Origin of the sequence: Bordetella muralis, assembly GCF_965139205.1 — a bacterium.
GTDB lineage: Bacteria > Pseudomonadota > Gammaproteobacteria > Burkholderiales > Burkholderiaceae_B > Bordetella_A > Bordetella_A muralis.
In genome coordinates this window covers 264,229-291,205 of record NZ_CBCSIU010000001.1, presented here as the reverse complement: position 1 = coordinate 291,205, position 26,977 = coordinate 264,229, and the positions used below count along the sequence as shown (strand labels likewise).

Below are 26,977 nucleotides of genomic sequence, written 5' to 3'. Positions count from 1 at the left end.
GTGATCCGCTGGGAAAGCAGTGCATTCATCAGGGCGTTGGGAATCTGAGATCGAACAGAGAACGAAGGACGGCCTCGACGGTCTTCCGGTAATCATCCACCTGCCGATCGGTAATTCCAACGGTGGCTCGTTCGTGAACGAGCTTATTACGCAAACCATAGTAGTGGGCAATTTTGCTCAAGATATCAGGTTTGATAGGGATATGAGCTGTCACCTCTTTAATGACATTAGAGCGCCGTGAGAATATATCAAGTATTTTCGCATCGTTGTATTTGTGGGGTGGAAAAAGATCCGTTCGATTGACGATGAATTCCTTGAAGGCGATCTCCAGATTACTGTCGAGCAGAATAAGGGCCGCCCGATTTTTTGTCTCCAACTTTTGTTTGCCGATCACCTCAATGAGCCCCATCGCTTCTACGAGCCCAACGGTCCAGGGTTTTGTGTCCATAGCGCGTTTGTTGAACGCCCGTAGTTGATCGACCCGAGCGACTTTACGCGCTCGGGGTAACATGGGCAGGACTGTGCGCTTGGGGGAAGTGGCTTCGGCGGGGTCAACGACCTCCATCTCGCCTTTCGTGTAATGAAACACCGCGCCATCCCAATCATGCTTAAGCCGGCGGGAAAGGGAGCTAAAATAACTAACGAAATTAATTAAACGCGGGCGAATCTGGGTGAACGCGGGGTGGTTGTAATTCAAATCACTCTTGCTACTGTTCCACGGCATTACTTCAGGTGGGCCATTAAATTCCACAATCGCCCGGCAGAGCGACGCGTCCGGATGGGGTACTCCAGCTTCGCTTGAAATGAAGTAGCCGACATCTCGAGTGCGTAGCTCTTTTACGATAAGGCGGTTGTTGCAATAGAAATAAACGCCGTAATTTTCCGCTTCAGGGATCCGGTCACGAATGAGGCCCGCCCGAAGAATTACCGTGAGCTTCTTTTCGTCGGCGGGTATGATCTCGAACGACGCGGTGCGAGGCGGATATTCTGGCGGATATGCCCAATTATCAAAAAGAGTGGCCGTGACCGGTTTCCCGTCTAGCCGAATTTCGCATCCCTGCTCGATGAACCAGGAGTAGGTTTCTCCTAGATGTGTCTGTAACAGGTCCACATCGGCCACGCTGAAACCCTGACGCACCTTCGTGATGTCAACCGTGGTGGTGCTAGGAGAGATATCGGGGATTTCGTAGATGTCGATATTCCAATCGTCATCATTCAACCAATCATTTGTGATATCGACTTGAATACTCTTCCCGCGACCGAAGCGAGAACGGATTTCCACTTGTTCGCCGAGGGCAACGCCAGCGCGCTTTCCTCCAACACCAAATGTGCCAATAACGTCATGACCATCTCGAAGACTGCTAGCGCCAGGCGAGATCAGTAACCGCGCATCATCTTCTCGGACGCCCCCCGCATTGTCGGAGACACGCATCATTTGACGTTCGACGTCGAGTCGAACATCAATTTTCAATCCTGGCTTTCTTCCATTGGTGAGCCAAAAATCGAGCGCATTATCAACTAGCTCGCAGATGCCGGTGCGAAGATCGTAGTCACTAATGATTGCAAGGAACATCCTTTTTTCTGGCGTTCCGTCAATTCTTCTGAGTATTTGCTTGCTCGCTACCAAAGGTATCTCCGGCGTGACAAGTTGAGCACAGCATACCAGTTTTACGTCGAAATGTAAGCATGCTTGACATTGCAAGTCTAGCGGATAGCTCGCCTCTCTGGATAAATGCCGGTTGCTGGTGGGTGCCGTTTACTGAGTGGGTTAACGTTGCTAAAGCCGCGGCGACACCTTGTTCATCAACGTAGTTCTCAACCCACCGATAGACAATGGGGATTCGGACTACGCCGCGGATCTTCCCGAGGGGGATGTCCACGCCCATTGCTGGCTAGAGCGACGATTTGGAGTCTGGATTCAAGATGGGGGAAATGGTTTCTCTTGTCGCCGCGCTCTTTTGGCTAGGGTTTCAGGGGCCTCCATTGATCCGCATGGCTACGCTGACTTTGGCAGCTTCATTCTGTGAAGTGGTGGTTCGTTACGACCCGCTACAGGGTCGCCGCGCAGCCCTGACCGCGCTCCGCGGCGGTTCCCAATGCGGAGGAGGTGTCACGAAGCGTAGCGGGGCAATCAATGTGATATGGTTTTCCCGCGGCATGGTGCGAACGTCAGGCGGCCGCACCATCAAGCGTAGGTTCTCCATTTCGACCCGATTGAAGTTCGGTCCGGTCAACGATCTCTTGGAATTCACTGAGATACTCGGGCTGGTGTTGGGCGAGCCATCGTACGATGGCCGCGTTCGAGAGCAGCGTGGTCAGGTAGCGCTGTATGACGGATAGCTGGAGAACATCCGGGCCATACGAGTCTTGAACCGCGCCACTCTGCATTTGAAGAGCTGCTAGTTCGCGCTCCATGCGTGCGATGGATTCCGCCGATGCGCCGTCTTCTTCTCCCCGTGCTCTGAACTCGTCCGCAAGCTGTGCTGGAGGGGTTGCAACCAACATCGCATTGGCAAACATTACGGAAAAATTCTTGTTGCCTACCATCAGCTCTGCGGTCTCAATTTGCCTAAGCGGCTTCATTTGACGCAGGATGCTGAACACCTTCGCTGGCGTGGGTGTGTCGGCAAGTTGTTCAACGACTTCGTCGCAGATGCCGTTGAGCAGCCGGAACCGATGCTGAATGGTCTGCGGGGACAGGTGAAAGGCTCGGGCAAGGCGCTCGGCCGAGACGCCGCGCTCCATTGCCAGGACGATCATCTTATGGTCTTGGACCGCGGAAAGCCGATTAATCCGTTTGTTGTACGTATAGGTATCGTCGTCGGTCGCCACCAGGCACTTGGCCACGGTGGTGCCGAGATCTTTCAATGCCTCCAGGCGTAGGTGTCCATCCAAAAGCAGATACCCTTCCGACTTGCTTGGGGGGGACGTGACGATCAAAGGCTCGACTATGCCGACCTCACGAATGGAGGCCACGATTTGAAGGTATTTCAGACTTTGCTTCACGGCCCCCTTGATCGGTTTCAAGGGAAGAATCTCGGAGAGATCCACTTGAACGCACTCGTTCAGGAATGCTGCCTTGATTGACTTGATAGGAGAGCGTATCGAAGACTGCGGTGTACTGTTCACGACGCACCTCGCTCATTGAGTCGATTGGCTAATACCTTGGGCATGGTGTCGAGATGCTGCGCCCGCAGAACGCTGCCGAACTCTGGAATGGTGAGCAATTCCTTTAAAGCCTGGGTGGCGACGGCAAGACGCTCGTGGACAATGGCAGCCTGCTTGACCATCAGACGATGTTTCTCTGCCTCTTGCTCGAAGAGCTTCCGCATCTCTGCGATGGTTATTTTTTTCTTTCTTGAGCGTCCGCTGCCTGGGGAGTTGGACCGCAGCAGCCCATCCCGCCTCGTTCTAATCTCCAGAAGCCGGCGCAACGTCGTCAGCTTCTTGCCACGGAACCCACGCTCATAGGCTTCTGCCAGCAGCGTTTGAATTTCCGTGTCGCTGCTACGCGCGATGTCGGTGGCAAGACTGAGCGGGATCAATCCCGTCTCGACCGCCGACAGTAGTTTTTCCTCGCCCCGATCAAGCAGCCCGCCGATCATGTTGACCCAAGACGCGGTGACGCCGATCCTCGCGGCGATCTCGCCGTCGGTATGGCCTCGTGACCTCATGCTGCCCACCTCTCGCATCAGATCGATCGGGCGATGCTGCCGACGCGCGACATTCTCGACTAGGCTCATGACTAGGCTGTCCTCTTCTGAGGCGGAGATGACATGCGCGGGAATTTCGACTTGGCCCAGAGCGAGATAAGCCTCGATGCGGCCTTGTCCACATACCAGGTCGTATAAGTGCTCACCATCCGGCTGCGCCTTGCGGCTTACGGTGATCGGGCGTTTTAAACCGATTGCCTGGATGTTTTCGATCAACTCCGCGTGGATGCGCTTGTTGCGAGACCTGGGATTAAGAATGTGTATCGACCCAATCGGGATGGACTGCACGACTAAGGTTTCGGTTTCCTGGCTCATTATGCGGCCTCCTTGATGAGTGTGCGTTCAGCTAAGTCTTCTAAAATCTGCAGCGTATCGAACCGATAGCTTTCGATGAGGGGGATGTTGTTCTCGCCTAGTTGGCTTGGCCAGATTCCACAGTCGATCCTTGGAAAGATGTAGTAATCGCGCGCTGTTTCATTGTCTTGGTCCATCCGAACCGCGACGGTCAGGTCGGCCTGGCATTGGGAGTCGAAGCGCAGCCGCCACTTGGATCGATACGTGGAGGCGCGGATGCAGCGCGCGATGATGACCGCGGCGCTCCATTCTCCATTGACCACGATGATGCCACTTGGCTCGTCATGGTGGACGTGCGCGCCGACATCCCGAAGCGATTGGGCAATGCCGGTCACAACCTGTGGTCGCCATGCTCGTAGCGCCCGATTGACGGCGACGAAACGGTAGTCCCGTTCCGGCGCATAGCCGATCAGTTGATACGCGCGCAACAGGCCGCCAAAGCGGCTCTGATAGCTGGAGCTGGAGGGCATGTCCTCTTGTTCGTCGATGATAAGGCCGGAGAGGCTGCCGGTTTGCAAAAGCAGCGTCTGCAATCGCGCCAACATATCTGCGTCGCTCAGACGATGACAACGCTCGTCGATGATATGTCGCGCGGATTCAAACAAGGTCGGGGGAACGATCCCCTGAAACGCGCCATCGCAGCGTATCCAGTCCTCGGGGGCGTTGCGTTGCGGGCGTTGGCGCAGTCGGGACGAAGTTCGGTTGTAGACGTTGTTGCCAATGTATTTTTCGTTCGTCAGCACTTGATGGATCGTGCCTCGTGTCCACGGCCGGCCTTTGTCCGTCGTCGCACCTAAGGCGTTCAATGTTTGCGCGATCTCGCCTTCGGACCTGTGGCCCTCAACGAAATCCTCATAAATCCGGAGAACCACAGCGACCTCTTCAGCAGGGCCGGGGGCAAGCACCACACGATCGGTTTGTAGGCTCTTGCGCTCCCCTGGTTGGAGTATTGTCTTGAAATCGTGGTGGCTGTCGATCAACATGCGGCGCAAACCGAACCCGGCCGGGCCGCCTTGCCGGTACCCCAGCCTGATCAGGCGGCACTGCCCAGCAAATACTTTCGTCGATAACTCACGGCTGTATTCACCGGCCATTGCGCGTTTGACGCTCTTGACGATCGTGTCCAGGGGAGAGTTGTCATTCTGGAACGGCTCGGCGCAGTAAACGACTTTGATGCCGACGCGCGTGCATAGGTACTCGTAGTACGCGCTTTCATCGGCGTTCTGAAACCGGCCCCAGCGGCTTATGTCGTAGACGAGAATGGCTCGAAATTCGCACGTTCCGCCTTGGACAGCGGCCAGAAGTTCTTGAAGTCCTCCGCGTCGCTCAATGTCCAGGCCACTTTTGCCCTCGTCCATAAACGTTCTTACGATGCGCATCCTGTGAGCATCGGCGTAGGCTCGGATGGCCGCAGCTTGATTGGCCGTAGAGTAGCGCTGATGGTCGGTGGACATGCGAACATACTCAGCGACCGGTAATAGCGGCGTGAGTGTGCCGGGATCGGACTCCTGCGAGTCGAGCGAAGAGGAGGGCATCCTGACCTCCAGCCCAAAAGAACACTACTTTAGGGAGGAGCGCAAAATGTCAGCGCTTCATGCACTTTTAGTCCTGAAGGCACAACTTCTCAAGAAGTTCCACACAACTATTACATTTTTATACGTTCAATGCATCGAGTGGTGAGTTTGCACCGCCCTTGCCCCCTGCTGTACTGGACCGCAAGATGGGTAGGCGCTGCCGTTGTGTCCCTATGCATCGCGCGAGGCGATTATGAGCGCTCGCGCGGAAGCGATGGACAGCCGGCACTCGGTCTGTGAGGTGCGTAGGACTGCCTATTCGGCGTCGGAGGCTTTATTCGGCTAAACGGGCTGATTTCCACCCGGTCCATATCGTCATCGTAAAAGTCCGACCCGCGCTGAGCCACTTGGCACGAAGCGCGCCACTGAGCCCGATGTGCAGCCGACTGGTCGATTCCTGATCGCCCCCTGTCCAGGCAAGCCGTGGGTGGGGTGGGGAGCGTTTCCTGCTGGGTGCTCGTTACTGTCCAAAACCAAAACTAATAGTTACAATAAGGAAAAAGAAAGAAACAACAGGAACCCCGGGCTTAAGCTGCTTGTTCTACCGACATAGGTTATCGAGCTACGCTAGCTACAGGAGAGATGCATAGTGGCAATTACTATCGTCGACGTGGAAGAGGTGTTGGGTCAGCGGCCGCATCCTCTGACACTTCCTCAGTTGCAGGCGTTGAACCCGGCTCGTGAACCCTATCGCGCCATCCTTCTTCAACCCGCAGGTGTCATCGAAGCAAACGATATGCGGGTGGGCCACGCGGACGCTGCGCTAGGCCATTCGCTTTGCAGCGGCTTTCTCTCAAATGCGGTTCAAGTGCACGCCGATTTGGCTGTTGCTCCCGAATACTGTGTTCCATGGACCGTGGTAGAAGAAATTATCGAAGGGCGATATCAACCAGCCGTTGGGTCCTTATGGGTTCTGGGCTGCGAAAGCATTCCTCCAGCAGAAATACGAGCGCTGGCTGAACGTTGCAACGCGGGTGGGCAGTGCGTGTTTCATCACGAGCCGCTTGATCCGCGACAGGTGGCGCAAAAACGCTATGTCGATCCGCTGCTCTACGTTTTCTGGGCCGAGGATGCGGTTGGACAACCTGTGTTGTTCTTGCTGGCGCAGTTCAAGACCGTCGCGTGCCGGGACTACCGCGATATCGAGCAAACCGCGCTTTGCGTCGGCCAGGTCGTCTATGCGTTCAATCGCGGCGCTGGACAAATGGGGCTGTTGTCGATTATCTGCTCCGACGCTTTCGATTTCACCGACCACATCGAGCAAGCACACCCCAACTGCTTGCTAATCCATATCCAACTCAACCCGAAGCCCGCTCACGCCGACTACGCCGCCTATCGCGCGCGTCTATGTTCGGTGGGCAGCAACAATCACGTCGAGCTTCTTTGCGTCAACTGGGCCCACAACATCAAGGAGGCTAAGGGCGATGGCAAGTGTGCGGAGTGGAATAATGTTGCAGGGTCCGCTTGGTACGCGCCGCCGGCAAAGTTCGGCGCAGACGACGGCCTGATCGATGAGTTGCATCGCCGAGGGCTGTACTACAGCCTGTTGGCGCAACGATGGCATTCGTTCTTTCTGAATTACGAGGGGCAAATCCTCCTGTTGCAGAAGCAAAAGCTGCTCTTCCCAGGGGAACAAGCGATCGTGCCGAAGAACTTTGTCGCGGTCGAAGAGCGCTGGACATGGAGCGCCGCCATGAGCGCCTGGGAGCCGGGCGCGATTGCCCATGATGGCTTCGCTGTCGCGTTGGCCGGCTTTCAGGCGATCGCGGCCCCGCTGCAGCAGGCGTCGCAAGCGAGCCCGCTCGCAGTGGAAAGAGCCATCGAAATTCTCGTTGGTCCTCGCGGGAATCCGACCACGTGGTATGCCGTCAACGAACTAGACGCTTTCCAACTGGACCGAAATGAGGAATCGATTCGGCGGGTCACGGTCCATCAGGAGTTGGACCCTGCAAGGCCCGGTGTCGCCTACCGCAGAGGACGCCTGCAGCGCGCGCACGACGCGATAGGCTTGGCCAAGCGAGATGTGCCCTGGCCAGCGCCAGTGCGGGATCTAGCTGATGGCTTCCACTTCGCATGGCGGGGTGAAGCCCCGCACCACAATGTTGAGCCCGATACCGGAGCGCGAGGGTCTGCAGCACTCGTCTATCTCGCAGACCAAGCAGATGATGCGGAGGTAAACAGCGTCCACCAGAAACTCACGCAGGCCGTCGTCGGCCATGCGCTGAACGCTGCTATCAAAAATGGCCAAAACGGCGAAGCACTCGCTGACGCAGTTGTGCGAGCCCAAGATCGGCTGTGCGTCGTTTTTCGCAGAGACGATAGCTATGGCGCACGCGGCCCGCAGGGCACGAATCTCATCGACATTCCCGCCGGCGCATCGCCGGTGGACATTGCGGAAGACAGACCATGATCAACGCCCAGCGTGTGGAAGCAATGCTCAGGGGTCGATACCCCGATCTCGAAGGTGTTGGGCCTGGGGTGTTTCGTGCGGTGGATAGGTTCGGCAGGCGCGAATATGCGATTCGCTATTTCGATCTCAATGATCGACTGTCCACCACCGCCCCTTCGCTCAAGCGCTACCAAGAAGAGATTCTGTCCCCCATGTACTTCTCCACACAGGTCGCCACGGATCTGCGCTGGAGCCACTACCTCTATTTCGTCACGAGCAACGAGGAAGCAAGTCGAGGCGAATTCGGCCGCGTCAAGGCCGCCGTCGAAGCGGACCGGGAGTACGCTCGCAAGCAGGTCATCCGAGAAGAGGACGTTCCTAAGCTGCTCGCCAAAGGAAGCCCGGCGACGCCCGCAGGACCCATGCCTGCCGATCTGGCTACGACATGGTCGCAAACGCTTGAGCAGCACGGGCTAGGCTTCGTTCTCGATGACGACATCTCGGTGCCCGACGCGGTACGCCGCATCGTAGCGGGAACGAAGGATAGGGCCGCGCGGCAGGTTTCTCCGATGCCGCTGTTGCCAGCCGAAAAAGCAGCAGCCAGTCAATTCCTAAAACGCCTGACGATCACAGGTTTTAGGCCCCATCCTGAGCAAAAGGATCACCTTCTGGGACGTGTCAATCTGATCGTCGGCACCAATGGGGTTGGTAAAACCTCGCTGCTCGAAGCGATCGAGTTCGGCTACTGTGGAAGGAATCGCCGGTCCTCTGCTGTGCTGAACCGGACATCCATCACTTTGGAACTGGCGGGCACCTCGGAAAAGTTGTCCTCTACTACCGACGCGGCGCGCCTTCGAGCACGCCACTCGAACTGGTATGCGAAGACCGAGCTGAAAAAGGTCAGCATTCAGGACAGTTTTGGGAAGTTCAATTTTCTCGATACCGACGCGGCGGTCCATCTCAGCGTATCGGCAAGTTCGGATCAGATTGGTGCGGACGTCACGCGCCTCGTGCTCGGTGCGGCCGCCGAGAACCTGGCTGACCGACTCCGCCGTGTGTTGGAGAAACTGCGCGAAGAATTGAAGAGTTTTCGTCGCGACAACGAAGCGAACACGCAATTGAAGCGAGCTGCGCAGGATCGTGCCGATAGCATCAGGAATGCGCCGAAGCTCTCTGACAGTCTGTTCCTCGAACTGCTTGCCGCGTTAAAGCAGTCTGGATGGTTGCAGGCACCAGAAGATGCGGGCGGCATTTCCTCCTTGCGCCAGAGCCTTCAAGAAGCTATCTCGGCAACCGAAATTCTTCGACAGTCGTCGTTCAATGTGTTGCACGGCGATCCACAAAGTGCGCTGCAGCTATTGGCGAACCTGAGCGAAGAGGCGGTCAACGCCACTGCGCTAGATGACCGCGCAAGGGCTGCCAGACTGGAGCACGCCAAAGCGCAGCGTGCGGCACAAGCTGCGGTGGAGAGTATTTCGGCGATAGAGGCGCTGCTACCCTATGCACGCACGGAGTTTTCGCGGCTTGCCAGGGAGGGGCGGGAGCTTCAGGACGCGGTCCGTACACGTGGATCAAGGCTAGCCCTGGTTGCCTCCCACGTCAACGAAAACGCTGTCGAGCACGTGCTGGACCAACGAGTGGAGGAAGCCAACTCAACCATCGAGGCGCAAGCCGCAGAGTTGCAACGTCGACTCACGACAGCTCGATCATCTCTTCAGGCGCTGGAGAAAACTCAGAACAGCCTGACCGTTCTCAGGCAGCGGCTCCGATCTACCGCCCAAGATATTCTGAAGCGCGTTTCTAATCCCGATCATTGCCCCCTCTGCCACAACGAATTTGAAGGCGGTCAACTGCTCATCCGAATGATGTCCGATGTCGATAGCAACACGTCCGAGCAAGCGACGCAGTTCCAAGCAGAGATTGCCGAAGCGGAAGAAGCATTGATAGGCATTCGCTCGGCCCAAGCGGCGCTCGAAGCCTTGCGGGCATTCCTTGGCGAACGTGCGCAATCAACGACAGTCCACGAGGCGCTCACTCAGATCGATCAGGATAAGGCCCTGTTCGAACGAGATCGAACTAGTCTGGAAGCGGTACAGAGCCAGATCCAACAGCTTCAATCCGATGGGCTTTCTTTGGAAGACCTGTCCGCTAGGCTGCTAGCCTCCGGCCTGGAAGCACCGCCAACCATCGATCAGTTGCAGACCCTGGAAGCGGATTATAAGGAGGCGCTCGCGGCCGCGCAAGAAGCGTCCAAGATTGCAGTGCAGGAATCTGATGGCGTACAGCAAGAGTGTGAAGCACTGGCTGCTCGTCTGTCGATCGATCTTCCTGAGAGTGCCGAAGCGTTGGCAAAGGTAGTCACAAAGCAGGTTTTCGATATGGAGGCCGCGCTGAGCGCTCGTCAGATTCTCATGTCGCTCCTAACGATCAGTCAGGACGCAACTGTCGATGAAATCATCATTAACCTGTCTTCTGCTCAACAACTTATATCGAAAGTCGCTACGGCTATTGCGCAGGAGGGCGCCAACAATACGGCGCTTGATAAAGAAACAAAAACAGTCGCTACGCTCACGAGCAAAATCGACGAATGCAGGACTAAGATCAATCGTTTGGGTGATGCAGAGGGTATTTTGGAGGCGCTGACAAAGGAAAGTTCCGGTGGAGAGTTGACCAACCAGATACTTGCCGAAAACGCAGAAGAGATTGCTCGTACCTTCGCCAGCATTCACATGCCGAATGAATTCGAACTAAAGGTCGAAAATGGGATGCTTGCTATTGTTCGTCGTCAAACAGGGAGGCAAGTCGAACTCGACCAGATGAGTACCGGTCAACGCTCTGCCTTCGCATTGTCACTGTTCCTAGCTATGAATGGCCGCCTTCGGTCAGGCCCCCCCGTACTGATTTTCGATGATCCCGTCGCCCATGTTGATGACATCAATGTCCTTTCATTCCTGGATCACCTTCGCCATCTGGCAATCAATGGGTCGCGACAGATTTTCTTTGCAACTGCGGACACTAAGCTTGCTGGCCTGCTCCGCCACAAGTTCCGATTCCTTGGCGACGATTTCAAGGAGTTAGTGCTTTCCCGCGCATAACGCGACGCTTGGGATACGGACAATGGCGCCCGAATAATTTATGAGCTCTCGTGATGTTGAGATCGCTACATAACTTACCTTGCTGAGAAAAACTAGCCAAGTCATTGGGGCATTACAAGTGCGGTATGGGCGAGATAGGCTTCCCATCGTCTGGCTAGCGGAGCGTGTGCCGGTCTTTTGCCTGTTGTGAGCTGGAGGCTACTATTCTCGAGTGACTGATATCCTGCATTTCGGACGTGCTTCGGAAAGTGCAGTGTCAGAGCGTCGGGCTCGATACCCATCAGGTTCAGATCAAACAGCGTATGCAGATCGGCCCTGAGCAATAGGCCGTTCTCCGGATGATGGTCGTTGGCATCACGAAACGGGTCGATGTGGGCTGCTTCGATAATATCCATCAGCTCACAACCTGATGCTAAGCAACGAGCGCCGTATCGCCGGATTAGGTGATCGCGGAATTTTTTTTGCCCACGCCGGACTCGAATCGATCGCAGTACGCTTTCGCGGGTATCGGTCATCGTTGTGATGAAAGCCGTCCCTGATGTGTTGCTGGCGTCTGCTGCTGAGTCTGCTTCGGAAGGGGGGAGCACATACCCATACAGAAAATGTTCAATCAGTGCTCGTGTCTGAGGGTAACTTACTAGGAGTATCTGCTCGATTTTGGAGAGATCTAACTCTTCAATTGAAAGCTGGTCATTGGGTCGAATGGCGGCAGCTTTCAGATCTGAAATGGGTACGGCTTTCGGTGTTTGTACGAAACTTTGCTCGTATCTGGCCTCGAATCCGACGATGTCAATGACTTCCTCCACAGGCGTCTGAAACTCGTGTCCTTTGGTGCATCGCCAAGGTACTGGGTTGGATTTGCGACGCTTGATACCTGTTTGTCCGCATACGGGGCATCGCCTTCGGGTTTTCTGGATAGTGGATGCAGAGATGCTTTCTATCCGTGCGACACCCAGGAGGTGCTTCGAGTCTCGTATGAAGACTAAGTCACCTCTCGCCAACTGCTTATGGTTGGCAACGCTGCTATCGTAGCGATAGACTTGTTGGACTTCATCAGAGTAGCCTGTATTTCCTCCGTATTGACGGGCTTCGGGCTCCAGGGAGATAAGAGACCACGTGCGGGAGGTTGTCATTCGTCAGTACCGTCGCCATATGAACCGGTCAGAGCAATCTCATCTGTATCGAAGTCGAGGAAAGCAGGCAGGACTGAAATGCCGTCCGCGGTCACGCCTGTAGGAAGTGCACTTAGCTGGCCCAGGATGTCTCGTAGTTGTGGACCGATATTGCGTGCAATCCGCATCTTTGCGGTGTCATCTGTCACTTCGTAAAGACGATAGATGTCGTAGGGCTCCGGGCCGTGAACAGCCCGTTGTACCTCTCCGAGCGACAGATGAAGCGGATTGGTAAATGCTCCGCTGGTACTTTTGGCGTCGATGACACGAGTTTCGTCAGGGGTTGGGCTCACCTGGAAGTCAAATGGAGCAACGGCGTTGATACTTGCGGTCCATTCGAATTCGCTGATCCGCCCTTGAGAGAGCTCATAATCCAGGTAGGTGTTCAGCAGATTTTCTCCTGTAACGCCAGTCTGTTCTGCTGCTTGTCGGGAACGGATGAAATCTTCGGGGGGGATGCCACGGCCTCCCGAACGCCTGTTGATGGCTGCGGTGCCGGTGGCACCGCCCAACGCGGCATCCTCGAGGGCATCGCTCTCAATCCAACCATTAAGTGGATGCCCGGCTGGTGGTGCCGCTGCCGCCAGAATGTCTGCAATGGTAGTTTCCTGCAGTAGCCACATAGAGCCAGATGGGTACCTGCGGGTAAGTTCCCGATGTATTGCTGCATCTGAGGCGACGTTGTGTGCAACGAAGTTGATTTTTACTACTTCCGGTTTTTCATTACCCGAGAACTCGAACAATGCGAAGTCTCCCGGAGAGAGTATGTTGTAACGTTCCGGGTCGTCTTCAGGGTTGTCAATCTGCTCACCATTCAGACGCCAGTTCTTCTGCTGTTTCAGAATCTTCCGCGCCAGCGTATATGGCTGCACGAGACCTGGCCCGAAAAGATGAAGAGTGAGAAGGTAAATAGGGTTCCGTAGGGTAGATCGTCTGCCCAACTCCGGAAACATTGCGCCAGTCAGAATCCGGGCGTCCAGATTGAATGCTTTCTGGTTTCCCGCTGGCTGATGCTGGAAATGCCATTTGAAGAATGTCAGATCTGATGCGGTCAGACGTTTCAGAGCCAGCTTACGGGACATGTGAGTTCCTACTTTCTTCTGGTTACTTTTTGCGTGGCTTGCAGGTTACCACAGTGGTGGTGCAGATGTATGCACAGTGGTGCATAATGACACCATTGCCCACCAACTGATGGACGAGATATGGCCAGAAGTCCGATCACTCCTGACCGGAAAACTGTGAGAACGTCTGTGATGCTGCCGGAGGTGGCACACTTGCGTGTTCAGGCGCTTGCTGATGCGAACCATGTGTCGGCCGCCTGGGTTATCCGTACGGCGGTGCAGCGTTTCCTCGATGAACATCAGGGGCAGCTGGAGCTTCCCTTGCGCCTGTCGTCCCGAGAAGGATCTGACTTAAATGAGTAATGACGTCATTTTTCGTAAGCTGGTACGTCTGAGGGAAGGTGCCAAACCCCGGGTGCTGGACCTGTTTGCCGGTTGTGGCGGTATCTCCCTCGGCTTTGAGGCCGCCGGCTTTGAGATCGGTGGTGCAGTCGAGTTCGACCCCGAAGCCGCCAGGTCCCATGGTCTCAACTTCCATAACGGCGCTGAGTCGCACAGTAAGGCGATCGATATTACGAAGACGACCCCTGCTGAGCTATGTGAGCAGCTTGGCCTGGGAAGCGTGGCAGAGGCGTTTGACGTGGTTGTCGGAGGACCGCCTTGTCAGGCTTTTGCCCGGGTGGGCCGGTCAAAGCTGCGTGAGATTGAGGAGCATCCGGAAGCCTTCATCCACGACCCCCGGGCTCAGCTCTACAAGAAATACCTTGAGTATGTGGACGCTTTTCAGCCACTGGCTGTGCTCATGGAGAATGTGCCGGATATCCTGAACCATGGTGGCCATAACGTTGCGGAGGAAACTTGCGAAGTTCTGGAAGGCAAGGGCTATCGCTGTGGTTATACGTTGCTGAACGCAGCTTTCTATGGTGTGCCGCAGATGCGGGAACGGATGTTTCTCATTGCCTACCGCAACGAGCTGACCACTGATGTGTCCTTCCCGTCGCCGACGAACTGGCTTGTGCTGCCTCCTGGCTACGAGGGTTCACGCTCAGTCGCGCTTAAAACATTGCGCAGTCTTGAGTGCGATGCTCATTCTTACATCGCTCCTCCCGCCGCCAGCGAGGATCTTCCGCCTGCGGTGACGGCGGAAGATGCTTTAGGGGATCTGCCGGCAATCAATGCGCGTGAACTGCTGGCGGCAGGCAAGATCGCCCGGGGGGCACGCCGTTTTGACACGCCAGTCAGTTATGGGCGCAGAAAAACCTCGGCCTATGCCCAACGGATGCGTAACTGGCCAGGACACGAGGCTCCTGATGAAGGGATCACCGACCATGTGATCCGGTATCTTCCCCGGGACTATGAACTCTTTGCACGTATGAATCCTGGCGATCAGTATCCTCAGGCGTATGTTCATGCTGTGGCCATGTTTGAAGAACAGTTAGCCGCGGCCAGAGCACGGGGAGACAAGATTCCTGAAGGCTCAGCAAAATACAAGGCGCTCTGGGAGTCCGTTGTACCTCCCTATGATGCGAGCAAGTTCCCGAATAAGTGGCGAAAAATGTGGCGTGACCAGCCGGTACGTACGCTCATGGCGCACCTGGGTAAAGATGGGTACAGCCACATTCATTACGACAGCAAACAGGCGCGGACTATCTCCGTGCGTGAGGCGGCACGCCTTCAGTCGTTTCCGGATGGTTTCCGCTTCAGCGGCACCATGAATCCTGCTTTCAAACAGATCGGTAATGCCGTACCGCCTCTGCTGGCCAAGGCGATTGCCACACATATGATGCAGACACTTCAGTCGGCACTTAAAGTCAAGGAGACGGCTGATGAGCCTCGTCGAGCGGCAGCGGCAGTTTCTTGAAGCAGCACAGCGGCATTTCGGAACTTCGAGAGCTGTCCGGCCTCGTGAGTTGTTCGGTGTTTCCAACAGCGCGAAGATTGTTGAGGGTGGTATTCAGCTTGGCGTAGTGAACCTGGACAATGTGCGGGATGATATTGAGGCGATGATATTTGGTTGCGTGCTGCGCTTTCCGCCCGAGGACGAGGTCTATTTCGCGGTGCTGGTACGCAATGACAAAGCGAATTTCCTGCAGCGTCTTGCTGATATGAAACGCTTTGGGGCCGCAGCAAGAAGCGATGGCGCTGATGAGTCTGCGTTCGCCTTGGAGTCCTCCACTAGTGATGACGACTCTTCTGAGCTCCCCGGGGCTACCATCAGATACAGCGCCAGAAATAACCTGGTGCCCATCTATCTGGCGCAGGATGGGAAGTTGTGGTTACGGAACGCTAAGTTCTGGGACAGTCTTGCCTTCGATCTGACGCCTTTCGGCCCGAGTACTGATCCGGATGAAATCGTAGTCGCATTGCACCCCCCCACCGCATCGGCCAGGCGCAGTCTGCTTGCCCGTGAGTTCATCGGCTGGCTGGGTACTCTGGTGGGCCGCGAGAAAATCCACGAGTTGCCGGTCTGGACAGATACGGCGACGCTCGGTCCAGACATGTGCCGCATGCCTGCGACGATTCCGGTTGAGGAGATTGAGGCTGCCGTCAGCGCCCTGGGCGGTCACTATCCCAATGGGGAAGTCCGGCGGTTTCATGCTGCACTGAATTTTCTGGATCACAAACACTTCGTGATTCTTTCGGGCTTGTCGGGGACGGGCAAGACGCAGCTGGCGTTGAAGTATGCCCGGGCGGTCCATGGTCTGACTTCTGATACAGCCGCTGATCCTCTGATTTTTGAGTGTCCGGTACGTCCAGAGTGGACTGACCCGTCTGGTCTGACAGGCTACTACGATGTATTGACTAACCGATATGTTGTGCCGACATTTCTGGAGGCGGTGCTGGTGGCGACAGCGCACAGGAACTCGCCAGTATTTGTCGTGTTGGATGAAATGAATCTGGCACGGGTGGAGTACTACCTGTCGGATGTGTTGTCTGCCATTGAGTCCAGGGGGGCGTTGCAATTGCATTCCAATAACGTCCCGCTGGAGGGGACGACGGGAACGAGTGTCCGGGCGGAAATCCCGCTGCCTCACAATCTTTTTATTATTGGCACGATTAACGTTGATGAGACGACTAATCCGGTCAGCGATAAGGTGCTGGACAGGGCGTCTGTGATTGAGATGTCTGCTGTGGATGTACCGGGCTTCCTGAGCTCTCTGGAAGCGCGTTATCCTGAACTGGCTGCCGCCCGTGCCGCGTCCGAGCCGAAACTGACTGAGGTTCACGGGCTCATGCAACAGCATGGTCTCGGGTTCGGCTACCGTCTAATTGAAGAGTTTGTGCGTTATCACGCCTTTGATGCCCGGCATTTGGGAAATGCGCCTGATGAGGTGACCGATCAATTGCTGGTGCAGAAGGTGCTGGTGAAACTGCGTGGCTCGGAACGCCAGCGGGCTTTACTTAATCGTCTGGATCAGAGTTGCGAAGGCTTGCCACGCGCGCAGGCCTTTATTCGCACACTCCTTAATGATCTTGACGAATTCGGGTCATTCCAGGCAATGAGGTAAAGGCGTGGCCGCACTATATATCCTGCGAGAAAATGGCGGATCCGCCTGGCAGGTCTGGCCGGTGCAGGATGAAATCCCGCCCGGTGAGGTGCGCGAAGCCGTTTCTTATCTGTTTGAGTTGCGCGAGTGCGACGATGCCCTTGATGCAGATCTGTCGATTGACGATGTTCCGGTGGAGGCGTTGCGGTCCCGCCAGCCTCGGGTAGCGCGGTGGCGCTGGACGCCCGGCTTTCACGCAGGCGTTGCTGAGGTGGCACTGCGTCTTCCGGGCACCGGGATACGCAGTTTTGAGATCACCACCGATCCGGACCTGCGCAAACTGACTCGGGCCGACTTCGACACTATGGTGCGGGAGGTTCTCGAAGATACTTTCGCCCTGTTTTCACTCAGCGCATTTCGCAAAGGCATCGCCCGGCAACCCGGTAACCGGCCGCCACCGCTGGCACGGCTGGAGTTTCTGCGGTCACGTGCGGATGAAATTATGCGGACTGTCTCTGCGATCAATCGTTCGCCGCGTCATTTTCTGCGTGCCATGGAGGTGGCGGTACCTCTGCACAGAGCGGTTCGGGCGACCGGTCCTGAGGTTATCAAATCGTTCAGGAGCGGTCGGATAAGAACCGAGACGAATACGACTTCCAGGCTACCTGCGGCACTTGGGGGGCGTTTGCCGGCCCGGATTACCTTACGTCAACGCCAGAACAGCGTGGATATTCCAGAGCACCGGCAGATCAAAGCCTGTCTGAGAGCCTGGGCTGCCTGGTTGTCCGGAGTTGCTGAGTTGCTTGCAAAGGCAGATAAGGAAGACGATCTGGAAATTCGCACCGCCACAGGAAGCTGGTCGCAGCGCGCGCGGCGTATAGCCCGTGGGTTTAACGATGCAACCAGTACAGGCTTTATGGCCGAAGTTAGCGACGGCCCGGCGATGTTGCAGATGTCTTCGCTGTTTCGTAACGACCCGGTCTATCACCGCTTTTACCGTCTCTGGCAGGACATGAATCTGGGGCTGGCGGCATTGTTCGGTGACTTTCTGCAGATGCCACTGGCCCGTACTTACGAACTGTATGAGTTGTGGTGCTTTCTGAGGCTGCTGCGAGCTGCTGTGCAGGAGTACAGTCCGGCTGGAGCGGAGCTTGGCAATTTATTCGTTGCCGATGCAGCGGGTGGGGTGACGATTGCCGCCGGTTCCGTCATTGTGCCCGTGGGGATAGACAAGCTGTTCTGCTTTCAGCGGCAATACCGGGAATACTGGGTTGAGCCGGAGAGCGAAGGCAGTTTCAGCCGTATGATGGTCCCTGATATCGTGTTCGCGCAAAAAAAGGCCGGGAGCTCCAGGCGGCGGGTGATCGTACTAGATGCGAAGTATCGTATTAACGACGGCTTGAACGAAGCGCTGAATTCGATCCACACCTATCGGGATGCACTTGTCCAGGAAGTACAGAGCGGTCAGGTGGAAGGCATCGTTACCGCTGCCTATCTGCTCACACCACACGTGCCAGTGCTGGGGACTGATTTCCAGAAGACGGCGATGCCGGGTCGTCTGTTTCATCCGGAATACCGTGAGCAGTTCCGCTTTGGTGCGCTGACGCTTCGGCCCGGTATGAGCACCGACGAATTGCAGGCAAGCTTGCGGACTCTTGTTGAAGACGCTGCAGCATAGGACGGCATATATATGGTTGATGTCCTGACGGAAGAGCAGCGTCAGCTCAATATGAGTCGCATCCGTGGGCGTGATACCAAGCCGGAGATGTTGATCCGTCGGGGGCTGCATGCACGTGGGTTTCGTTATCGCCTGCAGGATCGCAGTCTTCCCGGCCGGCCGGACCTCGTGTTTCCCAGATATAAGGCTGTCATTCTGGTGCACGGTTGCTTCTGGCACGGCCACGATTGCCCGATGTTCCGCCTGCCTGCCACACGTAGCGAGTTCTGGTCGGAGAAGATCGCTGCGAACCAGAGTCGCGATGCCAGAGCGCATGAGGCTCTGCTCGCTTCGGGCTGGCGCGTGCTCACTGTCTGGGAGTGTTGCTTAAAGGGTAGGGCACGCTTGCCGTTCGATGCTGTGTTACGGCTTTGCGATAGCTTTATTTGTGGCAACCAGACAGAGCTCATTATCTCAGGAGCATGGTCCGACTTCCGCTCAGCGCAGGCACGCTGACCGCCAGTTGGCAGCCGGTTTTCGCCAACGCCTTGAGTAGCTGCAGTCTTTCCATTGTTTTCCCCTGCGGCTGTCAGTGTACGGAGGACGGGATGACGTCGTGGACGCCGTTGTCAAAGACCGTCCGGTCCATCATTGTCTGAAAAATTTGCATGATTGCGGCTTCGCTGGGTGCCCCAGCACTTTGACGGCCAAGCGCACAGACTATGTCAGCGCAGCTTCGATATGCTGGCTTATCACGTGCGGCGGTGCCGTCCCGCCGGGAAAAGGGGTATCGAGTGGCCCCGATGTTTCGTCATTGTCGTCGTGATGGAACATGCCTCTGTCCTTTGATGTATTGGTTTCGTTCTCTGCGACGGGATAAAGGCTGTCTATTCATAGTTCTAACAGGGTTCAATTTTTCCTGCTTGGCTGTTTGCCATCCAGAAAAACTGAGCGTCACCCGCTGATGGCGGGTCGGGCGGATTCAGGTTCGCTGTTCGCTCATCCTTGGCGGGACTGGCGAAGCCAGTCTTGCTACCTCCTGACGCCTGCCGCGTGCCTGCCGGCACTTGCCTCAAACCCAGTGAGGGTGGGTGGCGGCCTTATTTCCTCCCAATGTGCCATGCCGTTCTCGGGTTCAAGGGCGGCGCGCATGCATGCGCTTGCGGCCTGGAGCCGTCTGGCGACCCTGTGACCCCTTGCGCTGCGGCATGACTCCTTCGGATCCAGGCAATTCCGCCTGATTCCGAACCGGAGGCTGACATGCAGCAATACGATCTTTCCCTTGAACCTCTGAACGCTGATGCACTGTTGGTACGCGAAGCAGACGGCGCTGTGCGCCCTGCCAGCCGCAAGGAGATCCTGGCGGTAGCGCGTGAACTGGTCAATGCTGACGATCTGCGCGGGCACAATTTGTCCAATCCTGTACTGGTCAGGGAGTTCCTGCAGTTGCGTCTGAATGCAGCGTTAGAGTACGAAGTCTTCGGGCTGATTCTGCTCGATGGCCAGAACCGCTTGATTGAATACCTGGAGCCGTTTCGCGGTACCGTCAATCAGACAGCGGTCTATCCACGGGAGGTAGTGAAGCTTGCATTGGCAAGGAATGCAGTGTCCGTCGTGCTGGTACATAACCATCCTTCCGGTTCGTGCGAGGCTAGTCGTGCAGACATCGTACTGACCAAGCATCTGAAGGATGCGCTTGTATTGGTGGACGTGCGGGTGCTCGATCACTTCATCGTGGCTGGCGCGCAGGTCGTGTCCATGGCGGAGGCAGGATTGCTTTGAGCCAACATAGGGGAAGCCGTCCGGCTTCCCCTATGACGGAACAGTCCCGATAATATGCTTGCGTGCAACTTGCTCCTCACCAGGAGTGGACAAGCTCAGACTAGAGAATCCGTCTGGTTTTGAGCATGAAGTCTTTGCTGTGCTATTCCTGAATACGTGCTACCGGGTGTGAGCCTTGCCGGCGTCAGGGCGCAAGTCGGTGAAGCCGTCATGCGGGAGTACCGAGCCGGCCACCCTCCATTCGGGAGAGTGTGGCCCCTGCCTCCTTGGCCTGTCGTGAACCTTGACGGTGGCACGGCTACGCTGTGGGCTTCATGGCCACAACCTTGCAGCGAAAGCAATTCCCCACCGCTATGCGGCTTCCTCGAGGGCCAAATTCTTTTCGCTTCTAGATTTTCCGCTGCGCTTCGACCGCAAGCGGTGCGGCCAGCCCATCCGCCGCCGGACGGCTCACAACAAGGACGCACTGGCGCGACCTTGTTCAACCCGAAAGGAGAAATCGCAATGGCTAACATCGGCACCTTCTCCGCAGAGAAAAAACGGCTTCACCGGCACGCTGCACCCCCTGACCATCAATGACAAGGGCGAGAACGAAAGCGCCCCCGACTTCCGCCTTCACACGGCCGGCCACAACATCGGCGCGGCGTGGAAGAAAATCAGCAGGGCCGGACGCCCCTATGTGTCCGTGACCCTGGACGATCCTTCGTTCCCGGCAACGGTCTATGCCCGACTGTTCGAAGGTGAGGAAGGCACGCACGCCCTGATCTGGTCGCGCAGCCCAAGGCGGCGTAACCACTGCAGCGCCTCGCCCACTAGGACGGGGCGCTACACCTCGATGGCTGAAAGTCGGTTTTCCGCTTCGGCCATCAGCGCTGCTGTGCTGCACTGCAGCGCACCGGCAATCTTGAAGATGATCGCCAGAGTCGGCGCATGCTCGCCACGCTCGATCTTGCCCATGTGCGAGCGCTCAATGCCGGCCAGGTTGGCCAGCGTTTCCTGGGCGATGCCGCGTTCCGTGCGCAGTGCACGCACCGCCACACCGAAAGCCTGAGCCAGCTCGGCGTCGAAGGTGGTGGAGCCGGCCGGTCGGCCGCGCTGGACGGTTCGCTTCTGCATAGACAGAAGCGTCGATTCGCAGCACAATTAAAACCACGTTATATTTAACTCATTCATCCAATCTCACCTGTTTTTGTGCCTTTACTGAAATCCGCATTGGCGGCTTTCTTCAAAAGCGGAGAGCCTGATCCGTGTCTTTCCCGACTTCCGTGCATGTGCCTTCGTGCTTCTACGTCTCTGCGGATACGTGGGATTGCGCATTGGTGCTTTCGTTGGAAGGCGCGAAAGCGCCTCTGATGCTCCACACGTCTGTGGGAGTACAGCCATGACCCAGCTCATCACCGCCGATGAGCGCACGCGCCTGCTGGCCAACGGCCGAGTCCGCGCCGCCGGGCAGGACACCGACCCGCTGCCTATGGTGCGCCTGTTCACGCCAGATGCGCATGCCACTTGGCTGCTGGCTTCGCTCGACCCAGCAGATGGCGATACTGCCCACGGCCTGATCGACTTGGGGATTGGCATGCCTGCACTGGGAACGGTGAAGCTGTCGGACCTGGCCGCCATCGTCGGGCCACACCGGCAGCCCGTAATGCGGGATCGCTACTTCCAGCCGGTGCGGCGGCTGTCGGAATACCTGCGACTGGCCGAAGACAACGGCTCGATCACCGATTGAGGGCGACCGCGAAGCGGTGGCGCACTGTGTCTATTTCGGTCTGGTCTATGACCCGTTCGGTCTGAATCGGCAGTGTTGCAGCGAGGCGGTGCGTGCCAGATCGAAACGGTCATGATGCCTGGCGCGGGCTGCGGCAAGCTGACCGACGCGGCATGCCATTGGAGTGCGTTGCCGCCGTCGCACTCGGACGATTTCAGCAACGCATCGGAGTTCATCGGTCTTGATACTGCCAGTTTACGCTTCACCCATGACGTTTTGACTATGGCCTCGTAGCACGCCGTTTCGCCGTGGCGACGCACCCCCAGCACAGGGAGGTTGCCGCATGGTTGATCGCAGTGCCGAGCCGTGGTATGCCACGGCGGCCTATCTCTACGTTCTGCACCTGGATGGCCCGGCGTTGGCCTGGGAGTACCTGCGCCGTCATCCAGACTATCGTCACGACTGGCTGCGCCGTCGTCGCCAACCGGATGCTGCTGGGCATTGGGGGCTGCGCCTGCTGGAAGATCCCGCGCTGGACGCGCGGGACGCGCACCCGGCCTGGTTCCCCGATCACGATGCCGTGGTGCAGCTCTACCCGGATGCCGATCCGCCGCCCGATGCCCTGTGCTTTGAGTTCTGGAAGCTGCCGGGCCACAAACACCTGATCCATGACGGCAAGCGCTTGGTGCTGGTGGCGCGCTGGCCCGGCTGCTGCCTGCGCTTCGTGCTCGCGCCAGGCTTGGCCGATGGCATGGCTTACGCCTATGCCATCCGGGCCTGCGCCGCGCCTTGCGAACGCTATGCGGCCCTGGCGAGCGAATTGAAAAAGATCGCCGTAGCAGCCGGTGCCGTACCTGCGGCGACCGTCCGGCCACGTCCGCCGCTGTCCGCATTGCTGGAACTGCACACGCTTCAGGCGCTGGACGCGACCCTGGCGGGTGCGTCCTTGCGGAAGGTGGCCGAAGGGCTGTTTGGTGTGGATGCCGTTACCGCCGACTGGCACGCCGACAGCGCTCTGCGCGCGCGCGTGCGACGGCTGGTGCGCCGGGGCGATGGGCTGATGCGCGGCGGTTATCGCCGTCTGGCACAGCTTCCGGTTGTCACTTCGCATGAGGGGGGACGTTTCGCATCCGCAGCAGAACGTCCCTGAGCAAGAGCCTCAAGTTTCTTGAGGCTGCCTCCATCCGGCTGCGCTGTGTGGCCGGGCTTGATGGAGGTACATCCCATGCGACCCGCTCCCTTGCGGCCTGCCGCCGCTCCCGTTGCCACACCCGCACAACCCCAGCGCTATCTCACCAACGATGAGGCTGCCGACTACCTGCGCCTGTCACCGCGCACGCTGGAGAAACAGCGCGTCATCGGTGGTGGCCCGAAGTTCCGCAAGTTCGGTCGCCGCGTCATGTACGCCGTGGCTGATCTCGATGCCTGGGCGGAAACGCGCAGCTTCGAGACCACTTCCGATCCTGAATATGCCGAGCACCACTCGGCTGACAGCCGTGCGCGCTGATCGGCGCATCGTCGGTGGCCATCGCCATGTCCCGCCCAGCAGGGCACGCCTTGCAGCAGCGCGAACAGCTCGACCTGTTCCGCGCACTGCCGGGCGAGGACATGNCACCGCGCGATGCCCAGGACTTGATGGCCTACCCGTTTTTCTCGCTGGCGAAGTCGCGGCGCACTGCGCCGATCAACTTTCGCAGCGGCAACATCACCATTCGCGTGGAAGGCACGCAGGAGCATGGTATTGCCACCATCTGGGATGCCGACATCCTGATCTGGGCGGCCAGCCAGATCGTCGAAGCCAAGGACGCGGGCATCCAGCCGTCCCGGCGGATGCAGGCCACGCCCTACGAGATCCTGCGCTTCATCGGGCGCGGCAAGTCGCTGCGCGACTACCAGCGCCTCAAGGCCGCGCTCGACCGACTGCAATCTACCACGGTGGCCACGTCCATCCGCGAAACGACGGGAAGGCGCTTGCACCGCTTTTCGTGGATCAACGAATGGAAGGAACTGGCCGATGCCAACGGCACGCCGCTGGGCATCGAGTTGATCCTGCCGGACTGGTTCTATGCGGGCGTGCTGGACGCCGCTCTGGTGCTGACCATCGACCCGACGTACTTCCGCCTCACGGGCGGCATCGAGCGCTGGCTGTACCGCCTGGTGCGCAAGCATGGCGGCAAGCAGGAATACGGCTGGCAGTTCGACTTCCGGCATCTGCACCGCAAGTCGGGCAGCAGCACGCGGCTTTCGGATTTCGCCTACGACCTGCGGGCGCTGGTCGCCCGGCAATCGCTGCCGGGATACGAGCTGGGCATCGTGCGGATTCCCGAGGACGACATGGAATTGCTCACCTTCCGGCCCGTGCCGCAGACGGCACGGGGATAACAGCGGGACAAGCTGTGGATGGGGTCGTGCTATCAGGAGTAAGAGGTGTCGTGCTATCAGGAGTACGCCTATCGTGCTATCAGGAGTACGAAAACGCCGGAAAGCCAGTAACGGCGAGAGTTTGCGATCCCTCTAACATTACTAACTTAAATTCTCTAACTATTGATAGAGAAACAGCATTGCGGTGGACAACTGCCGCAGGCCGAAAAAACAGCCAGCAAGAACCGAAAAAAACACCCCGTTCGGCACGGCAGAAACAGGCCGGTCTTCCAAGCTGGAGGGCCGCGCCATGATCGTCGCCTTGCTCAATCAGAAAGGCGGCGTCGGCAAGACCACGCTCGCCACCCACATCGCGGGTGAACTGGCGCTGCGCGGCCAGCATGTCGTCCTGCTCGATGCCGACCCGCAGGGTTCATCGCTGGATTGGACGCAGCGCAGAGGTCAGCAGGGCTTGCCCCGGCTTTTCGGCGCAGTGGGCCTGGCACGCGAAACACTGCACCAGGAAGCCCCAGAACTCGCCAGACGGGCCGAGCACGTCATCATCGACGGGCCACCCAGGATTGCCGCCTTGGCGCGTTCTGCGCTGCTGGCGGCCGAACGGGTGCTGATCCCGGTACAACCCAGCCCCTACGACCTGTGGGCCAGCGTCGAGATGGTGGCGCTGATCCGTGAGGCCCAGGTGTTCCGGCCTGCGCTACGCGCGGCCTTCGTCATCAACCGGCGCGTCAGCACCACGGTAATCGGGCGCGAAGCACGGCAAGCCTTGGCCGAGCAGCCGTTGCCAGCGCTGCGCAGCGAGGTGCGTCAGCGCATCGTCTTTGCCGACAGCGTGGCTGCGGGTCGATTGGCGCGGGAGACAGCCCCCGATAGCGCAGCGGCGCAGGAAATCACCGCGCTGGTCGATGAGCTGCTGCGGTGGCCGTCATGAGCGACAACAGCAACCTACCCAACGGCAAACGCCCGGCCAAGGGGGTCGGAATCGGCGCGCGTCCGCCCGCTAATCCGCACGCCGAGGCGTGGATTCGCAAGGGCGACGCGGATGCGCTCAACAAGGGCGACCTCTACACCGCTCGCCTGACCCTCGATATCACGCCCGCCATGCGGGCGCGCATCAAGGTGTCGGCCTTCACGCAAGGCGTGACCGTGGCCGATCTGCTGCGCGGTTTGCTGGAGCGCGAGTTTCCAGAACACCGCAGGGAGAACACGCCATGACCACATCCACATTGTCTGCTACCGCACCGCCCGCCATCGCGATCACGGCTGCGCACGCGGCATCGTCCAGCCAGCTTAGCAGCGCGCCGTTGACGCGCGTATCGCTCACCTACATCGAACCGCGTTTCAAGCTCTACCTGCGCTTCGGCGAACCAGCGTGCACGCTCCAGCTCGACCGCTGGCGGCGCTGCGCCATGTTCATGCCGGGTGCAATCCTCTGCCGCGTTCGTTGGCAGGCCAACGACTACGGCACGATCCGCTGGCAGCTCATGGTGATGCAGGCTGCTACACCGCTTGATGCCGTGCAGCGCATCCCCGGCGTGCAGCCAGGCGCGTGCCTGCTGCTGCATGCCGAAGGTGATGCCAATGTGCGCGCCGTGCTGGAACGCATCGACGGCATCGAGGCGCTGGGGATCGCTGCCATCGACGCGTCGCCCGCCTACTGGCGCACGCTCGCCAACCGGCTCGCCGCGCATTTGCCGCTGCCCGAATACACCGCCGAGCGGCACGCTGCCTGGCTGGCCGGGAGGGCGCTGCCATGACGGCCCATCCCACCGCCGCACGCACACCTAAAGCCGCGCCGCTTCCTCGCTCGCGCCTGCGCGCTCGCCTCGTGCTGGCGGGCTTCGCCGCCGTCGGCCTCGCTGCGCTGGCCTGGGCAGCTTTCGTGCAGCCGTTGCCGCGCCTGATCTACAACCCGTCCGACAGCGTTCCGGTCGGTTGGTATCGCGTCGATCCGCAGCGCCACGGTGCCGATTCGCTGCCACGTCCCTTGTCCGTGGGCAGCGTCGTCCTGACCACATTGCCGCCAGAGGTAGCCGCGCTCGCTGCGCAGCGCGGCTACCTGCCGGCACACGTTCCGCTGCTCAAACGTGTGGGCGCGGTCGCGCCGCAACACGTCTGCATTGTCGCGGGTCAGGTACGCATCGACGACGTGCCGGTGGCCGCTGCGCTGCCTACCGACCGGCTGGGCCGACCGTTGCCATCCTTGCAGCTTTGCCGTCGCCTTGAGGCGGGCGAACTGTTCCTGTTGAGCGTGACCAATCCGGCATCGTTCGACAGCCGCTATTTCGGCCCGGTCAGCGCATCCGCCGTGATCGGCGTTGCGCATCCGGTCTGGATGGAGGCACGCCCATGATGGCCGCCGATTCACTGTACGTTGCCGTGCCTCTTGTCGTGCCATCGGGCATGTCGTTCTGCTGGCCGTCGCGGTGTCGTCGTGCGGGTGCATTCGCACCGCACTTCGCGCTGCCTTCGGCGCAGCCGTCCAGCGTGCAGGCGTCTTGTCTCGAACGCGCTCGGCCTGCGGCCATTGGCGTGTTCGCCGGCGGGCTGGCTGCGGGTGCAGCAACGCCGCCGGGCCGCCGCNGCCCGGCGCGGCCGCGGGGGG

22 protein-coding genes and 1 pseudogene are annotated in these 26,977 nt (G+C 58.3%); 16 read left to right on the top strand and 7 right to left on the bottom strand.

The features are described from left to right. Positions 1 to 28 precede the first annotated feature (28 nt). From ACNA0I_RS01330 to ACNA0I_RS01315, 4 genes are all read right to left on the bottom strand, one after another. Positions 29 to 1,627: an ATP-binding protein gene (locus ACNA0I_RS01330; protein ID WP_415804259.1), complete on the bottom strand. Its 1,599-nt coding sequence runs from the start codon at positions 1,625 to 1,627 to the stop codon at positions 29 to 31. 542 nt (positions 1,628 to 2,169) lie between these two features. Continuing rightward, complete coding sequence (locus ACNA0I_RS01325; protein ID WP_415804258.1) at positions 2,170 to 3,051, bottom strand: plasmid partitioning protein RepB C-terminal domain-containing protein; 882 nt, start codon at positions 3,049 to 3,051, stop codon at positions 2,170 to 2,172. A gap of 74 nt (positions 3,052 to 3,125) precedes the next feature. Beyond that, positions 3,126 to 4,028 carry a plasmid partitioning protein RepB C-terminal domain-containing protein gene (locus ACNA0I_RS01320; RefSeq protein WP_415804257.1) on the bottom strand — a complete coding sequence of 301 codons (903 nt, stop codon included), beginning with the start codon at positions 4,026 to 4,028 and terminating at the stop codon, positions 3,126 to 3,128. Beyond that, positions 4,028 to 5,602: a recombinase family protein gene (locus tag ACNA0I_RS01315; protein ID WP_415804256.1), complete on the bottom strand. Its 1,575-nt coding sequence runs from the start codon at positions 5,600 to 5,602 to the stop codon at positions 4,028 to 4,030. The genes ACNA0I_RS01320 and ACNA0I_RS01315 overlap by 1 nt, the downstream gene beginning before the upstream one ends. 628 nt (positions 5,603 to 6,230) lie before the next feature. Between ACNA0I_RS01315 and ACNA0I_RS01310 the strand changes: the two genes are divergently transcribed. Together ACNA0I_RS01310 and ACNA0I_RS01305 are read left to right on the top strand one after the other, a co-directional pair. Further along, a complete protein-coding gene (locus tag ACNA0I_RS01310) occupies positions 6,231 to 8,051 on the top strand; it encodes a hypothetical protein (protein ID WP_415804255.1) in 1,821 nt (606 codons plus the stop codon). Beyond that, the gene (locus tag ACNA0I_RS01305) at positions 8,048 to 11,125 is read left to right on the top strand and encodes an AAA family ATPase (protein ID WP_415804254.1); all 3,078 of its coding nucleotides are present in this window, start codon (positions 8,048 to 8,050) and stop codon (positions 11,123 to 11,125) included. The genes ACNA0I_RS01310 and ACNA0I_RS01305 overlap by 4 nt, the downstream gene beginning before the upstream one ends. Before the next feature lie 101 nt (positions 11,126 to 11,226). Here the strand turns inward: ACNA0I_RS01305 and ACNA0I_RS01300 are convergent, their stop codons facing one another. Then, positions 11,227 to 11,931, bottom strand: a complete 705-nt coding sequence (locus ACNA0I_RS01300) for an HNH endonuclease (protein WP_415804253.1) — start codon at positions 11,929 to 11,931, stop codon at positions 11,227 to 11,229. Between the two features lie 323 nt (positions 11,932 to 12,254). After that, positions 12,255 to 13,379: a hypothetical protein gene (locus ACNA0I_RS01295; RefSeq protein WP_415804252.1), complete on the bottom strand. Its 1,125-nt coding sequence runs from the start codon at positions 13,377 to 13,379 to the stop codon at positions 12,255 to 12,257. A gap of 334 nt (positions 13,380 to 13,713) precedes the next feature. Between ACNA0I_RS01295 and ACNA0I_RS01290 the strand changes: the two genes are divergently transcribed. The 6 genes and pseudogenes from ACNA0I_RS01290 to ACNA0I_RS01265 form a co-directional block, all read left to right on the top strand. Next, positions 13,714 to 15,219 carry a DNA cytosine methyltransferase gene (locus ACNA0I_RS01290; RefSeq protein ID WP_415804251.1) on the top strand — a complete coding sequence of 502 codons (1,506 nt, stop codon included), beginning with the start codon at positions 13,714 to 13,716 and terminating at the stop codon, positions 15,217 to 15,219. Beyond that, complete coding sequence (locus tag ACNA0I_RS01285) at positions 15,185 to 16,867, top strand: McrB family protein (RefSeq protein WP_415804250.1); 1,683 nt, start codon at positions 15,185 to 15,187, stop codon at positions 16,865 to 16,867. The genes ACNA0I_RS01290 and ACNA0I_RS01285 overlap by 35 nt, the downstream gene beginning before the upstream one ends. 4 nt (positions 16,868 to 16,871) lie before the next feature. Further along, a complete protein-coding gene (locus tag ACNA0I_RS01280; protein ID WP_415804249.1) occupies positions 16,872 to 18,524 on the top strand; it encodes a DUF2357 domain-containing protein in 1,653 nt (550 codons plus the stop codon). A 12-nt stretch (positions 18,525 to 18,536) separates the two neighbouring features. Further along, positions 18,537 to 19,019, top strand: coding sequence for a very short patch repair endonuclease (locus ACNA0I_RS01275; RefSeq protein WP_415804248.1), 483 nt, complete (start codon positions 18,537 to 18,539; stop codon positions 19,017 to 19,019). A 744-nt stretch (positions 19,020 to 19,763) separates the two neighbouring features. Further along, positions 19,764 to 20,285 (top strand): JAB domain-containing protein, encoded by a 522-nt coding sequence (locus tag ACNA0I_RS01270; protein ID WP_415804247.1) that lies wholly within the window; start codon positions 19,764 to 19,766, stop codon positions 20,283 to 20,285. Between the two features lie 504 nt (positions 20,286 to 20,789). Then, positions 20,790 to 21,063, top strand: a pseudogene (locus tag ACNA0I_RS01265) (DUF736 domain-containing protein); the annotation flags it as partial. Between the two features lie 47 nt (positions 21,064 to 21,110). Here the strand turns inward: ACNA0I_RS01265 and ACNA0I_RS01260 are convergent. After that, on the bottom strand, positions 21,111 to 21,401 hold the full coding sequence (locus tag ACNA0I_RS01260) for a helix-turn-helix domain-containing protein (protein WP_415804246.1): 291 nt from the start codon (positions 21,399 to 21,401) through the stop codon (positions 21,111 to 21,113). 265 nt (positions 21,402 to 21,666) lie between these two features. On the opposite strand from ACNA0I_RS01260, the gene ACNA0I_RS01255 reads away from it, so the two are divergent. The 8 genes from ACNA0I_RS01255 (at position 21,667) to ACNA0I_RS01215 (ending at position 26,725) form a co-directional block, all read left to right on the top strand. Continuing rightward, a complete protein-coding gene (locus ACNA0I_RS01255) occupies positions 21,667 to 22,014 on the top strand; it encodes a DUF2958 domain-containing protein (protein WP_415804245.1) in 348 nt (115 codons plus the stop codon). Between the two features lie 322 nt (positions 22,015 to 22,336). Then, on the top strand, positions 22,337 to 23,143 hold the full coding sequence (locus ACNA0I_RS01250; protein WP_415804244.1) for a DUF2285 domain-containing protein: 807 nt from the start codon (positions 22,337 to 22,339) through the stop codon (positions 23,141 to 23,143). A gap of 75 nt (positions 23,144 to 23,218) precedes the next feature. Further along, the gene (locus tag ACNA0I_RS01245; RefSeq protein ID WP_014995090.1) at positions 23,219 to 23,500 is read left to right on the top strand and encodes a helix-turn-helix domain-containing protein; all 282 of its coding nucleotides are present in this window, start codon (positions 23,219 to 23,221) and stop codon (positions 23,498 to 23,500) included. Positions 23,501 to 23,605: 105 nt separating this feature from the next. Next, positions 23,606 to 24,375 (top strand): replication initiator protein A (locus ACNA0I_RS01235; RefSeq protein WP_415804243.1); only part of this gene is annotated, 770 nt, incomplete at its 5' end. 289 nt (positions 24,376 to 24,664) lie between these two features. Next, the gene (gene parA / locus ACNA0I_RS01230; RefSeq protein ID WP_415804242.1) at positions 24,665 to 25,303 is read left to right on the top strand and encodes a ParA family partition ATPase; all 639 of its coding nucleotides are present in this window, start codon (positions 24,665 to 24,667) and stop codon (positions 25,301 to 25,303) included. After that, a complete protein-coding gene (locus tag ACNA0I_RS01225; protein WP_415804241.1) occupies positions 25,300 to 25,587 on the top strand; it encodes a chromosome partitioning protein ParB in 288 nt (95 codons plus the stop codon). The genes parA and ACNA0I_RS01225 overlap by 4 nt, the downstream gene beginning before the upstream one ends. Beyond that, complete coding sequence (locus ACNA0I_RS01220; RefSeq protein WP_415804240.1) at positions 25,584 to 26,129, top strand: DUF2840 domain-containing protein; 546 nt, start codon at positions 25,584 to 25,586, stop codon at positions 26,127 to 26,129. Before ACNA0I_RS01225 ends, ACNA0I_RS01220 begins: the two co-directional genes overlap by 4 nt. Beyond that, positions 26,126 to 26,725: a S26 family signal peptidase gene (locus ACNA0I_RS01215; protein ID WP_415804239.1), complete on the top strand. Its 600-nt coding sequence runs from the start codon at positions 26,126 to 26,128 to the stop codon at positions 26,723 to 26,725. Before ACNA0I_RS01220 ends, ACNA0I_RS01215 begins: the two co-directional genes overlap by 4 nt. Positions 26,726 to 26,977 lie beyond the last annotated feature (252 nt).

Coding starts and splice junctions, on each gene's coding strand:
- ACNA0I_RS01320 (WP_415804257.1), bottom strand. CDS start 4,028: ATGAGCCAGGAAACCGAAACCTTAGTCGTGCAGTCCATCCCGATTGGG.
- ACNA0I_RS01315 (WP_415804256.1), bottom strand. CDS start 5,602: ATGCCCTCCTCTTCGCTCGACTCGCAGGAGTCCGATCCCGGCACACTC.
- ACNA0I_RS01305 (WP_415804254.1), top strand. CDS start 8,048: ATGATCAACGCCCAGCGTGTGGAAGCAATGCTCAGGGGTCGATACCCC.
- ACNA0I_RS01295 (WP_415804252.1), bottom strand. CDS start 13,379: ATGTCCCGTAAGCTGGCTCTGAAACGTCTGACCGCATCAGATCTGACA.
- ACNA0I_RS01290 (WP_415804251.1), top strand. CDS start 13,714: ATGAGTAATGACGTCATTTTTCGTAAGCTGGTACGTCTGAGGGAAGGT.
- ACNA0I_RS01285 (WP_415804250.1), top strand. CDS start 15,185: ATGAGCCTCGTCGAGCGGCAGCGGCAGTTTCTTGAAGCAGCACAGCGG.
- ACNA0I_RS01275 (WP_415804248.1), top strand. CDS start 18,537: ATGGTTGATGTCCTGACGGAAGAGCAGCGTCAGCTCAATATGAGTCGC.
- ACNA0I_RS01270 (WP_415804247.1), top strand. CDS start 19,764: ATGCAGCAATACGATCTTTCCCTTGAACCTCTGAACGCTGATGCACTG.
- ACNA0I_RS01260 (WP_415804246.1), bottom strand. CDS start 21,401: ATGCAGAAGCGAACCGTCCAGCGCGGCCGACCGGCCGGCTCCACCACC.
- ACNA0I_RS01255 (WP_415804245.1), top strand. CDS start 21,667: ATGACCCAGCTCATCACCGCCGATGAGCGCACGCGCCTGCTGGCCAAC.
- ACNA0I_RS01250 (WP_415804244.1), top strand. CDS start 22,337: ATGGTTGATCGCAGTGCCGAGCCGTGGTATGCCACGGCGGCCTATCTC.
- ACNA0I_RS01245 (WP_014995090.1), top strand. CDS start 23,219: ATGCGACCCGCTCCCTTGCGGCCTGCCGCCGCTCCCGTTGCCACACCC.
- parA (WP_415804242.1), top strand. CDS start 24,665: ATGATCGTCGCCTTGCTCAATCAGAAAGGCGGCGTCGGCAAGACCACG.
- ACNA0I_RS01225 (WP_415804241.1), top strand. CDS start 25,300: ATGAGCGACAACAGCAACCTACCCAACGGCAAACGCCCGGCCAAGGGG.
- ACNA0I_RS01220 (WP_415804240.1), top strand. CDS start 25,584: ATGACCACATCCACATTGTCTGCTACCGCACCGCCCGCCATCGCGATC.
- ACNA0I_RS01215 (WP_415804239.1), top strand. CDS start 26,126: ATGACGGCCCATCCCACCGCCGCACGCACACCTAAAGCCGCGCCGCTT.